This is a genomic window from Phenylobacterium zucineum HLK1 (genome assembly GCF_000017265.1).
Taxonomy (GTDB): domain Bacteria; phylum Pseudomonadota; class Alphaproteobacteria; order Caulobacterales; family Caulobacteraceae; genus Phenylobacterium; species Phenylobacterium zucineum.
Genome location: NC_011144.1, coordinates 1,686,143 through 1,697,206, shown reverse-complemented (window position 1 = coordinate 1,697,206; position 11,064 = coordinate 1,686,143). Strand labels below are relative to the sequence as shown.

Sequence of the window (11,064 nt, the reverse complement as noted above, 5' to 3'; positions counted from 1 at the left end):
GCCCGCCTGCGCCGCGCCCTGCATCCGCCTCTCAATGCAGCGTGTGAGTCGGCGCAGACTGTCCAGATAAGGCGACCAGCTCTTCCCGTGCATAGCCCGGATCGCCCCAGCGCTTGCGGCCGAAGTCGCGGTCGAGGCGGCTCGGATGGCGCGTCCAGTGGGTGCACTCGTGCGCCAGGGTGGCGTAGTAGCTCTCCGGGTCGACGAAGGACTCGAAGGGCGGGCACTGCACGTAGTCGGGGCCCACGGCGTAGTAGGCGCTGTTCCCGCCGTGGCGGATGTCGGCGCCCAGGGCCTGGAAGAAGGCCTCGGCGTGGGCGATCCGCTGCTGCGGCTGCAGCTGTGGTTCGGCGAGCGCATGGAAGTGACCGGGCAGACCCTCGATCTGCTCGAGTAGGGTAGGCTGGCGACGCCTCAGTGAGGACGCGGCTCAGCCCCCCTCCGAACCGGACGTGCACCTTTCAGCGCATCCGGCTCTCCACGACTGCGTGCTACCATGCGCTGCTTGTCGGTCGGCTCATGGGCGTGGACGGCGCTGTGGCAGGGCTTGCACAGCACTACCCGCTTTCGCTGGCGCGCCGCCCGCATGTAGCGGGGCAGCCCGGCGTATTCCATCTCAGCGATCCGTCTGACGTGATGGACCTCGCAGGGCTGATCGGTGCCGCCGCAACGCTCGCACTGGCGAGCATTAAGGCGTTCGACCATCTCGGTCCTGCTGAACACGAACTGCGGTGAAGGCGACATATCGAGGCCGCCCCAGGTCCGCACATCGCGTCGGAGGTCTTTCAACTGCCAGAGTTTGATCGCTCGGGCTTCATCACCGACTTTGAACCGGACGTAGAAGTCCGTCCCGACACGCATACGGGCGGCGACCTTCGGAACCGATGACCTATGTTTCGCTGCGATGGTCTTCAGGCAGCTCATCAGGGCCATGTAACCGGCCTTGTTGAGCTTCCGTTTCACATCATCGGCGAGCGCATAGTAGTTCGCGAAGCCCCTCCATTCCGCATTGAACGCGAGGACGATCTCCACATCGCTGGTCAAGGTGAGGGCGGCACGCTGGCGAGGGCGGAAGGCGTCGTAATCGCCCCACCCCCTACCGTTCACGAAGCCGACCACCCGGTCCCTGGGCACACGAAGCTTCAGCCGATCCGCCAAGCCGCGCCGCAATGTGGGGCGATCCTTGAATATCGCCCTATGCGGGTTGTGATTGGTGGAGGTGCAGACCTCGTAGCCGAGGAAGCGTGCGCCGTCCGAAGCCTTGTGGATGCCGCTCTTTTCGTCGGAGACCGTCAGCTTCAGGTGCTCGGCCAGGAATGTCCTGTGACCTGCCCCCTTCCTGATCCCTCGGTTTGAGTGAGAGTCCGTCACCCTGAGGAGACGGACGTGAAGAAGAGCAGGTTCAACGAGGCGCAGATCATCGGCGTGCTGCGGGAGCAGGAGGCCGGGAGCCCGACGGCGGAGGTTTGCCGGCGGCATGGGATCAGCGAGCAGACCTTCTACCGGTGGAAGGCGAAGTACAGCGGCATGAACGTGTCGGATGCCCAGAAGCTGAAGACGCTGGAGGACGAGAATCGGCGACTGAAGAAGCTCTTGGCGGAGTCCATGCTCGACGTGTCGGCGCTGAAGGACCTGCTGGGAAAAAACTGATCGGGCCTGCAGCGCGCCGGGAGGCCGTGCTTCGCCTGATGGCGGAGCGCGGCTTCTCGCAGAGGCGCGCCTGCGGGCTGGTCCAGGTCGATCCGAAGACAGTGCGCCGCGTGGCCCAGCCAGGCGATGCGGAGGTACGCGCCCGGCTGCGGGGCCTGGCGGCGGAGCGACGCCGCTTCGGCTACCGGCGGCTCGGCATCCTGCTCGAGCGTGAAGGCGTCAGCATGAACAAGAAGAAGCTCTTCCGGCTGTACCGCGAGGAGGGCTTGGCGGTGCGAAGGCGGCGCGGCCGCAAGCGCGCCACCGGCACGCGGGCGCCCATGGCGCTGCCGGACGGGCCGAACCAGCGCTGGAGCCTGGACTTCGTGGCCGACACGCTGAGCTGGGGCCGGCGCTTCCGGATCCTGTGCATCGTCGACGACTTCACCCGCGAGGCGCTGGCGCTGGTGGTCGACACCTCGATCGGCGGCCATCGCATGGCCCGCGAGCTGGACGCCCTGATCGCCCGGCGCGGCCGGCCGGCGACCATCGTTAGCGACAACGGGACCGAGATGACCAGCCGGGCCATGCTGGAATGGACCAACCGCACCGGCGTCGACTGGCATTACATCGCGCCCGGCAAGCCGCAGCAGAACGGCTTCGTCGAGAGCTTCAACGGCAAGCTGCGCGACGAGTGCCTGAACGAGGAGGTCTTCGCCAACCTCGCCGAGGCCCGGGCTGTCATCGAGCGCTGGCGGCTCGACTACAACCACGTCAGGCCGCACTCGGCGCACGGCGGACTGACCCCGGAAGCCGTGCGTCTGAACCCCGCGGCCGGCCGGCTGCGCAACTTGATCAGCTCCACCGCCCGGCCGCTACCGCCGGCGCTGGAGATCAGCTACCAACCCCCTGGGCTCTCATAATGATCGAGGGACCGGCGGGGGGCAGGTCACCTGACCTCGGCCATCAACTGACGGGCCTCTTCCTTGCTGCCGACCACGCCTATGAGGAAGTCATCGGCGTAGCGGCAGTAGCGGAGCCGCCGGTAATTCGGATCGAACGCGTCGGTGGCCGGAACGGTCATGCGTTCCGCCTTCAACTGACCGATCTCGTCCAACATGGACGTGATCTGCGGGTCATCTTCGCCCCTGTCGGCGCGAAGCTGATCCACCTGTTTACGGAGGCGCGTGAGGCGGTTCATGATCCGCCGGCCTTCCACCGACGGCGCACGTTTGCCTCCCCGGGTGAAGCTGGCGACCTTCGCCTCCATGAACTCGTCGAGTTCGTGGAGGTAGATGTTCGCCAGGATCGGGGAGACGACACCACCCTGAGGCGTGCCGCTGTAGGTCTTGTGGAAGACCCAGTTCTCGACGTAGCCCGACTTGAGCATCCCACGCACCAGCGCGATGAAGCGCCGGTCCGTGATCCGCTTTTCCAGCAGACCCATGAGAACGTCATGATCGATGTTGTCGAAAAACCCGACCACATCGACATCGACCAGCCACTTCACCCCAGTCCAGACCGCCCGGATATGCTCCAAGGCGGTGTGGCAGGATCGCCCTGGCCTGAACCCATGAGAGCGCTGCGAGAACAGCGGCTCATAGATCTGCTCCAGAAGGGTCCTGACCACTTCCTGGACCAGACGGTCCTCCGTGGTCGGTACGCCAAGCGGCCGTTTCTTGCCGTTGGCTTTCGGGATGTAAACCCGACGCACCGGTGAGGGTCGATAGGTCCCGTCCGCCAGCCGGTCGATGATCGCGCGCACCTTTTCCGGCGAGAAGCCGTCAAAGGTTTCGCCATCGACGCCCGGCGTCATCGCCCCCTTGTTCGGGGCGATCTTCTGATAGGCCATCTCCCAGAGGAGCGGGGCCTTCATTAGGCGGAAGAGTCCATTGACCCGCCGACCCGACCTGACAACGGTCGGGAGTGATCCAACGGCCTTTTCGATGGTATTCGGCAGCATTAGCACGCCTCCTCTGAAGTCGTTGGATCGCAGTCGCTGCCGCCCTTCACCTGATCGCTGGGAGTTTCGCGCGGGTCGCCCCGCACTTATGTCGGCGACCATCCGGCGCTTTCGCACCGGCTGTCCCGGCCGTTACGCCGGGCGTTTGGCTAATATGGCGGCTCCGTGCCCATACAGGCCGCCGCCGAGGCGACGCCAGCTGCAGGGCATCCCGTAATTACGGAAGCGGGAGATACGACGTGTTTAGGCGCCCCGTTCGTTCACTTGCCCCTTCGATGAAGGATGCGTCGGATAGGCTGGTTCTCCCGGCGAGCCGGGATTTGGAGGACCTCAACGCCCTGTCCTCATTCCATCCGAGATGCCGCGTCAGTCGTCCTGCGACACCGCTCCGGTCGTTAGCCGCTGCAAACTAGGGTTCAGGCAGTCTAGCTTTCGCCATGCACGTCTTGCCCTGACCCTCCGCGCCGCAAACGACTTTGGCGATTCGGGCCTTTTCCGAACATGCTACTTTCCCCCGCTCCTTTCGGAGTTTCAGTCATTGCTGACCGAGGTTAGTTCGGCGGGCATGAGCCATAACCAGCAAGCTCATTCACTCATCGTGACACTCCCAATACTTCCGCCGTTACGGCGCACCGTTGAAGACGGTGTAGGCCTTCAGGAACGGGATCTCGCGCTCCACGTCGCGGCCGTCGTCGCCGATCTCTGTGCGCCTCAGCCGGTTAGCGTAGACGACGGTGGAGCCGCGCTCGCCCTTGCGGACGTGGGCGCCGAGCTCCAAGGCCTGGCGGAAGGTCATCCAGATGGGCGCCGAGAAGCCCTTGGCGACCGCGTCGGCCCAGAGCAGCACGACGTTGATGCCGCTGTACGGCTGGCCGCAGTGTCGGAGCGGCCGGGTGATGCGTCCGGCCAGGTGTTCGGCGGACCAAGGCTTGGTCCAGGGGCGGACGCCCCGCTGCAGGTCTTCGATGATTTGGGCGGTGACGCGGCTGTAGAGGTCTGGGCGAGTGTGTTCGGGCGCGCGCGACATGGCGGGCTCCTTTGGATTTGGATTGTTCGGGAAGGGGCGCCGCCCCGGCGGTCCGGGGCGGCGGCGGCGCGGGAGCTCAGTCGGCGGCGCGGCTGCGCGACCAGATCAGGGCGTAGCCATCCTCGGCGTCGACCAGAGAGGCGTAGATCGGGGCCGGGAAGCTGGGGTCGTCGAGCTTGACGGAGAGGTAGTCCCGGTTCTCGCGGGAGGTCTTCTTCCAGGCCGCGCCGAACTCGGTCTGGCCGGCGAAGATGCGGAAGTCGGGGCCCTTCTCGTTGTCCGTTTCCGAAGCCCGGAACTGGGCGGCCTTGACGTTGAGGCTGAGGGTCTTGATGGCGCCGGCGTAGCTGCCGTCCGCCTGCTTATGGAAGGTGCCGATGGTGGCCATGGGAAGTCTCCTGTCGTCCTCCGGGCCGCGCCCATCGCGGCCTCGATGGCGATCCGGAGCCGAGGGGCGGACCGGCCGGCAGCGGCACGCCCGAAGCGCAGCGCAGGACGGCGGCGCGCGACTTGTTTGTGTCGCGAGGAATGACGGCGAAGCCGGCAGGGGAAAGAAGTCGCGCGCCGGCGTTGCCGGCCGGTCCGGGGGCGAAGCCCCTCCCCCTCGGCCGTGATCAAGACATCGGAGGCCGCGTGGGCGGCGGCTTGAGGTCGGGAGCTGGTCGGCTGCACCTCGGGACCTCCCCTACCCGGCGGACCCGCGACCTTCACAAAGGAGACTCGCCACCAAATGTTAGTTCCGCTTATGTTCTTTCCGCGGAGGACAGTGATGGGCGACATCTTCATCGGCGCGCGCCGTTCCTGGCGCTCGGCCACCACGATGGCCGGTTCATGCGGACCGCGGGCCTCTTCGCCTTCGCCCGGCGCCCCCCCAGCGGCGCCTATGAGGTGCTGCACCTCGGCCTGTCGGCGGCGATCAACCGCGAGGCTGATGCGGGCCATCCCCGCTGGGAGTGGGCTATGCGCGCGGGCATGGACAGCCTGCTGGTGCACCTGTTCGGAAAGCCTGCGGAGATTCCCGCCGGGGCGCCGGCCGACCTGGAAACGGTGACCTGGCAACCGAGGGCCGAAGTCGCCTTCCTCCAGGACGGGGGTGATGGCCTCGACCAGGACCTCGCTTCCGCCTTGGCCTTGAGGCGGTCCTGACCTGCGACAACTTGGCTAGCTTGGCTGTATTGAACGTGAGCTTGGCCGCCCCGACGTTCACCTTGGGTTCTGACGGAGGCCAGCATGGCGAAGAACACAGGTGACGGGTATCGGCGGGGGGCCGTGACGGGACGGACGCAGTTTCAGCGCCCCGACGGCAATTGGCAGAAGCGCGACGAGCGCACCGGGCAGCTGATGTCGGTGAAGGACGACGGAACCCCGTTCAAGGGCGTCGCCAAGGAGCCGGACGGGCGCGACACCGACAACGCCTGAGCGGACAAAGACAAAGCCCACGCGGGCCAACCCGCGTGGGCTTCAAAGGTCGGAACGCTGACTATTCCGCAGCCATGGGCACAGCCTCGGGCGCGGCCTCGACCTGCGCCGTCCGCAGCAGCGGCGGCACCCAGCCGGTTCCGGCGATCAGGGGCTCTGCGGCGTCCGCCATCTCGCTTTTCTTGAGCCCGGCGATCCGCTCGGCGGCGTCGTCGCCGGCCGCCTCCCGCACCGCTTCGAGGATGCGCGGCTTGGTGACCCGGCCGAGATAGCTCGCCACCGTGGGCGCCCAGGTGCGGGTCATATCCAGGCCCGCCGCCTGCGCCAGCACCTCGGCGTGCGCCCAAGCCCCCGGCTTGCGGTCCATGGGGTTGCGCACCGCGTTGACCCCCAGGCTGACGCAGTGCGCCAGCAGGTCGAGAAGCTCGCCCCCGTCCAGGCCTGCCACGAAGCCCCAGGCGTCGCCGCTCTCGCGCGGCAAGCGCTGCGCCCAGCCCTCATGCCGCTCCGCGATCCGCCGCCCTGCCGGGCTCTCGCTGACGCCGGGGGCGTGGCCGTCCAGATAGGCCGACACCAGCTTCACCTCCACGCAGGAGGACTGGTCGTAAGGCGGGTAGAAGGTCTTGAGCGCCAGGGCGTGCACGAGCGCCGTGAGCGCCAGGGTCGGGTTAGCGGCAAGCGCATCGCGCAGCCCCATGGTCTTGTGGGCCGTGAGGTCCAGAACCAGTCGCTCGGAGAGCGGCGCCACACCCTCGTACTCGGGCTCGTCGTCCACGGTCCCGATGTCGTGTCCCGGTTCGGCGATGCCTCCCTCCCCGTCCGCCTCCGTTTCGGCGCTCGGCTCCGGCGCCTCGTCCTCGGGCCGGATCAGGCCCCGCTCGATACGTGCCTGACCGTCGTGGCCGAGAACCACGAACACCCCGCCGCGCGCGACCTCGTCGGGATCGTAGGCCGTGCCGTCGCCGAAGACGTCCAGCGCCGCATCGATCTCCTTGAATCGCGCCTCCACCTCGGGCGGCAGGTCCTCCACCGCGTCCCACTGGCTGACCAGAGCGTCGTATTCCTCCGAGAGCGCCGCGATCTGCGCCGCCTCGTCCGCGGCCCGCTCCACCGGCCTCGGATACACCCGCCGCCAGCCATGGCCGTGCGGGTAGTCCAGGCAGGCCGTGGCCCACTTCCAGCCTTCCCGCTCGCGCACCTCGGCCGCGATCGCCTCCAGCTTCTCGCTCGCCAGTCGATCCAGCAGGGCGGCGTCTTCCAGCCAACCGCCGCCGTCCTCGGTGAAAAGGTCACGCAGGGTCTGGCCGCCCGCCGCCGCATACGCATCCATGCCCACGAACACCGCGCGGCGGTCGGTCGCCGGAACCTTGGCCTCGGTCATGGCGCGGCGGATCAGCGCCGCCGAGCGGTTCCACGACAGCTGGTCGTAGACCTGCTCCTGGCGCTCATGGTCCTCGCTGACGGCGAAGGCCATCAGTTGGTCCAGGGTCAGGCCGTCCTCGCGGTAGATCGCCATCAGCTTGGGCGAGACGGCCCCCAGCCGCAGGCGCTGGCGCACCACATGGGCCGACACCCCGAACCGGGCGCCGATGTCCTCGGCGCTCAAGCCGCGCTCGTCGCTCAGCCGCCTGAAGGCCTCGAACTGGTCGGCCGGGTGCATGTCGGTGCGGGTGACGTTCTCGTCGAGACTGATCTCGTGCGGGTCGTTGGCGGTGTCCACCACGCAGCGCACCGGCTCGGTCTTGCGGATTTCCTTGCGCTTGGCGCGTAAGAGCAGCGCCAGCCGCCGCCCTTCGCCGATGGTCACCAGATAGAAGCCGGTGGGCTCCCCGTCCTCGCCCGTTTCCGGCTCCACCACTGGGGCCTGCAGGAGGCCCTTGGCGGCGATGGAGGCCGCCAGCGCTTCGATGGCCGCCTCGCCATGCGGGGTCTTCCGGGCGTTCTTGGACGACTTCTTGAGCTTGTTGAGAGGGATGTCGAGCACCGAACCGGACTCGATCACAGCCTGGGCGTTCATGGGTTTGCTCCTTGGGGCAGGTTGCAGGCGCACGCCGCGCCTGCGGCCTTGCCCGTCGGCGAGACCGGGTGTGCAAGCGGAGGGGCGGCTTCGCGGGGAACCGGCTGCAGGGCCTGACGGCCCTGCCCTCCTGCCGCCCGAGCGAGGGACCGAAGCTGGGCGGAAGCCGCTCCGAAGCGCGCCGAGGGCGGAGCCCTAAGCCACGGCCGCCGCAGGCGGCCCAAGACGAATGAAGGCTGCAAGGAGCCTGCGCGCCACCAGGCGCTGCACGGCGGGACGCGCCGTCGAGCGGCCGCCGGCGCGCAACGCGCGCCCGAAGGGGCGGGCCCGTAGGAGCCGCTGGTCAAGCGGCGGGACCGCGCACGCCCGCCGGCCGCTCACCTTTAGGGGGCGTTGCGGGGGCGCAGCCCCCGCTCGAAGGGGTCGGCGGAGACGGCTTCGGCTCCGACGCAGGGGAAGCCGTTCCCCTCCTCGACGTTAGCGGACCTGTTCGTGCGTTAGGCTGCCCTCCGGCAACGGGCGCAGGATTTCCACCTCAGGCCGCGCCAGGTTCCGCCTATCCAGGCCCTCGGCCTTCAGCGCTAACCACCTTGACCCTATCTGGTCCTGCCGCGCCAGGAACTCGGCCACACGCTCAAGGCTACGTCAGGTCTTCTGACGCCTCTACCGCTGACCGCTAGGCGTCAGCTGGCAGATAGTCCGCCCTGCGGTGCGAAGCGGGCCACGAGGTCATAGGCTTCGCCCGGGAACGTCAGACGGACGTGGGTGATCCGGTCAGCGCTTCGCCACGTGCGCCGCTCAAGGACCAGGCAGGCCGCCATCAGTTCGATGCCGAGCGCCGTCGCGACAGCCCTTGGCACGTTCGCGGCGCTGATCCGGTGCTCAGCCTCCGTCCATGGGACATGGCTGAGCAGCCAGCTGCCGGGCGCGGTGGCGCCGAAATCCACGTCGGCCGCCTCCGGAACGGTCTCCAGGTTGATCAGTCGCTCTTCGAGGGCGAAGGGCCGGCCCGCGGCGCGGTGCAGGCTGCGCAGGACGAGGACCTGTGCCGAGCGATCAAGGCCAAGCTCCTCCATCTCCCGTAGGGTCGCTGTTCGGACCCGCTGAAACAGCAGCTCGTAGTCGTAGACCTCGCCGCGCCCCGTCACTTCGGTCGGGATATCGGGGATGTCGAGGACAGCCGAGTGGATCTTGGGTCGGGCCACGAAGGTTCCAAACTTGCGCCGTCGCTCGATCAGCCCGGCCTCGGCGAGGGGCGCAAGCGCCTTGTTCACGGTCATGCGGGAGCAACCGTATTCCGCCATCAGCTCATGTTCGTACGGAATGCGGTGACCCGGGGGCCAAGCCCCGGAGAGAATCCGCTCGGAGATATCCGACCGGATCCGCTTGTGGAGCGTGAGGTCGGCCACCGAATTCATGGACTCGCTCCCGATTGCGCCGGCAGAGCGCAGCCTTACGCCTGCGGCCGCCCGCATCAAGCTTGCGGCCGGCTGTCCTTGGCTGCGGCCGGAAGCGAAGCGGTTCGTTTGGCGCGTCGACGCTCGGCGATCCGCTCCAGCGGGTCCAGGATCCAGGCCACGTCCGAACGGCGAAAACTGCGGAAGAGGAGGATCAGGCCGCTGAGCGCGAGCCAGGCAGCGCCGGTCCCCAGGGTGACGATCAGCGGATGGTTGAAGCTCTGCCGGTCGTCATAATCCATGATGTGCAGCATCCAGGCGATGTCCCACAGCCGCCATGTATCGTTCTTGGCCGCAAGGACCTCACCCGTCGTCGCGGACACCAGCAGGGCATGGCGCTCCTTGTCCGCGAACTCCACACGCCATACCGGCAAGGAAAGGTCCCGGGTCTCCAGCGTGGGCTTGGCCACGTAGGTGACGGACTTCGGCGGCTCGTAGCCGGTGAAGCCGGCGACGGCGAGCTCGCGCGCCTTGCCGGCGTCGATCGCGATCGGCTCGCCTGTGGAGGCGTTGAGGATCTTGACCCCGCCGGGCGTCGTCACTTCATAGACCCAGCTGTCGTAGAGCGGTTTCAGCCTCAGCTTGGTGATCGGCTGACCTGCGGCGTCGGTCACCCGCGCCAGCGGCAGCAGCGATGCGGCTGCGGGGATTTCGGCCGGCGGGGCCAACGCGTGCTCGCCGGAGACCTTGTGGTGGTCGAGCAGGGCCATCACGGCGCCGCTGAGCGCCCACAGCAGGAACTGCAAGCCCAGGACCAGGCCGAACCACTTGTGCAGCCAGCGGATCAGGTACATCGGCGACCAGGTCATGCCGCGGCCTTTCGGACCCGCCGCTTGCGGCGGAAGCTGTAGAGGAGCAGCCACCCGCCGGTCGCGGCGGTGGCGACGCCCATCCAGGTGAAGATGCGGATCAGGATGTTGTTCACGTCCTGACGGTCGTCGTAGTCCATGATGTGGAACATCCAGACGAAGTCGAAGGTGCGCCACAGATCGTGCCGCCGCGACACCAACTCACCCGTGTACGGTGAGATGTAGAAGGTCGGGCGCCAGGCGCCCTCGAACTCCACGCGCCAGATGGGCACCGGACGGGTCTGAATCTCCAGAGGCGCCTTGGTGAGCAACTCGGCGCTGACGACATCCCCGTCCTCAGCGAACAGGGCCTTGGCCCGGGCGCGCGCCGCCGCCTCGTTCAGCGGCGAGAGCTTTTGCCCGGTCCTCGCGTCGTACAGGGCCTTCCCGCCTTCGGCTTCGACGACATAGACAGGCTGGCCCAGCTGGCTCTCCAGGCGCGCGCTCCTCAGGCCCGGCGCGAGGTGCGCCGGCTCCATGAGCCCAGCGAGCGTGATCGGCTGCGGCGCCTGCGCTCGGACCAGCCGGTCGCCATGGATGATGTCGATGTGGACGGCGGTCATGTAGACGCCGCTGAGCGTCCAGAACACCGCCTGGATCGCCAGGATCAGGGCGAACCACTTGTGTGTCGTTCGGGCGAGGGCGGGCAGCCGCATGGTGACTCTCGACTGGAAAGACGGACGCCGGGGAGGTGGGGCCCCTCC

General features: G+C 67.8%; 13 protein-coding genes. 4 read left to right on the top strand and 9 right to left on the bottom strand.

The annotated features are described in order from the left end of the window. Window positions 1–31: 31 nt before the first annotated feature. Window positions 32–280: a zincin-like metallopeptidase domain-containing protein gene (locus tag PHZ_RS23560; protein ID WP_236611903.1), complete on the bottom strand. Its 249-nt coding sequence runs from the start codon at window positions 278–280 to the stop codon at window positions 32–34. On the opposite strand from PHZ_RS23560, the gene PHZ_RS23745 reads away from it, so the two are divergent. Next, window positions 272–397, top strand: coding sequence for a hypothetical protein (locus tag PHZ_RS23745; protein WP_269079167.1), 126 nt, complete (start codon window positions 272–274; stop codon window positions 395–397). The two genes, PHZ_RS23560 and PHZ_RS23745, sit on opposite strands and share 9 nt — an antisense overlap. 17 nt (window positions 398–414) lie before the next feature. Here PHZ_RS23745 and PHZ_RS08215 read toward each other — a convergent pair whose 3' ends face one another. Next, window positions 415–1,371, bottom strand: a complete 957-nt coding sequence (locus PHZ_RS08215; protein ID WP_201765275.1) for a group II intron reverse transcriptase/maturase — start codon at window positions 1,369–1,371, stop codon at window positions 415–417. 15 nt (window positions 1,372–1,386) lie between these two features. On the opposite strand from PHZ_RS08215, the gene PHZ_RS08205 reads away from it, so the two are divergent. After that, a protein-coding gene (locus tag PHZ_RS08205; RefSeq protein WP_407946656.1) for an IS3 family transposase occupies window positions 1,387–2,552 on the top strand; the annotation gives its coding sequence in 2 pieces (ribosomal slippage) (window positions 1,387–1,645 and window positions 1,645–2,552; 1,167 coding nt in all). Between the two features lie 26 nt (window positions 2,553–2,578). On the opposite strand, the gene PHZ_RS08200 is transcribed toward PHZ_RS08205, so the two are convergent. The 3 genes from PHZ_RS08200 to PHZ_RS08190 all read right to left on the bottom strand — a co-directional run bounded on the left by PHZ_RS08200 (window position 2,579) and on the right by PHZ_RS08190 (window position 5,007). Next, window positions 2,579–3,481: a reverse transcriptase domain-containing protein gene (locus PHZ_RS08200; protein ID WP_236611886.1), complete on the bottom strand. Its 903-nt coding sequence runs from the start codon at window positions 3,479–3,481 to the stop codon at window positions 2,579–2,581. 733 nt (window positions 3,482–4,214) lie between these two features. Beyond that, a complete protein-coding gene (locus PHZ_RS08195; protein WP_049758178.1) occupies window positions 4,215–4,619 on the bottom strand; it encodes an ArdC-like ssDNA-binding domain-containing protein in 405 nt (134 codons plus the stop codon). Between the two features lie 76 nt (window positions 4,620–4,695). After that, complete coding sequence (locus PHZ_RS08190) at window positions 4,696–5,007, bottom strand: DUF736 domain-containing protein (protein ID WP_012522045.1); 312 nt, start codon at window positions 5,005–5,007, stop codon at window positions 4,696–4,698. Window positions 5,008–5,450: 443 nt separating this feature from the next. On the opposite strand from PHZ_RS08190, the gene PHZ_RS21615 reads away from it, so the two are divergent. Continuing rightward, entirely contained in the window at window positions 5,451–5,765 is a 315-nt protein-coding gene (locus tag PHZ_RS21615) for a hypothetical protein (RefSeq protein ID WP_049758177.1), read from the top strand. Between the two features lie 84 nt (window positions 5,766–5,849). Then, entirely contained in the window at window positions 5,850–6,038 is a 189-nt protein-coding gene (locus PHZ_RS08180; RefSeq protein ID WP_012522044.1) for a hypothetical protein, read from the top strand. 61 nt (window positions 6,039–6,099) lie between these two features. On the opposite strand, the gene PHZ_RS08175 is transcribed toward PHZ_RS08180, so the two are convergent. The 4 genes from PHZ_RS08175 to PHZ_RS08160 form a co-directional block, all read right to left on the bottom strand. Next, on the bottom strand, window positions 6,100–8,055 hold the full coding sequence (locus PHZ_RS08175) for a ParB/RepB/Spo0J family partition protein (protein WP_041373353.1): 1,956 nt from the start codon (window positions 8,053–8,055) through the stop codon (window positions 6,100–6,102). A 683-nt stretch (window positions 8,056–8,738) separates the two neighbouring features. Continuing rightward, window positions 8,739–9,473 (bottom strand): histidine utilization repressor, encoded by a 735-nt coding sequence (gene hutC, locus PHZ_RS08170; RefSeq protein ID WP_012522042.1) that lies wholly within the window; start codon window positions 9,471–9,473, stop codon window positions 8,739–8,741. Window positions 9,474–9,529: 56 nt separating this feature from the next. Continuing rightward, window positions 9,530–10,321 carry a PepSY domain-containing protein gene (locus PHZ_RS08165; RefSeq protein ID WP_012522041.1) on the bottom strand — a complete coding sequence of 264 codons (792 nt, stop codon included), beginning with the start codon at window positions 10,319–10,321 and terminating at the stop codon, window positions 9,530–9,532. After that, window positions 10,318–11,016 (bottom strand): PepSY domain-containing protein, encoded by a 699-nt coding sequence (locus PHZ_RS08160; protein WP_012522040.1) that lies wholly within the window; start codon window positions 11,014–11,016, stop codon window positions 10,318–10,320. The genes PHZ_RS08165 and PHZ_RS08160 overlap by 4 nt, the downstream gene beginning before the upstream one ends. Window positions 11,017–11,064 lie beyond the last annotated feature (48 nt).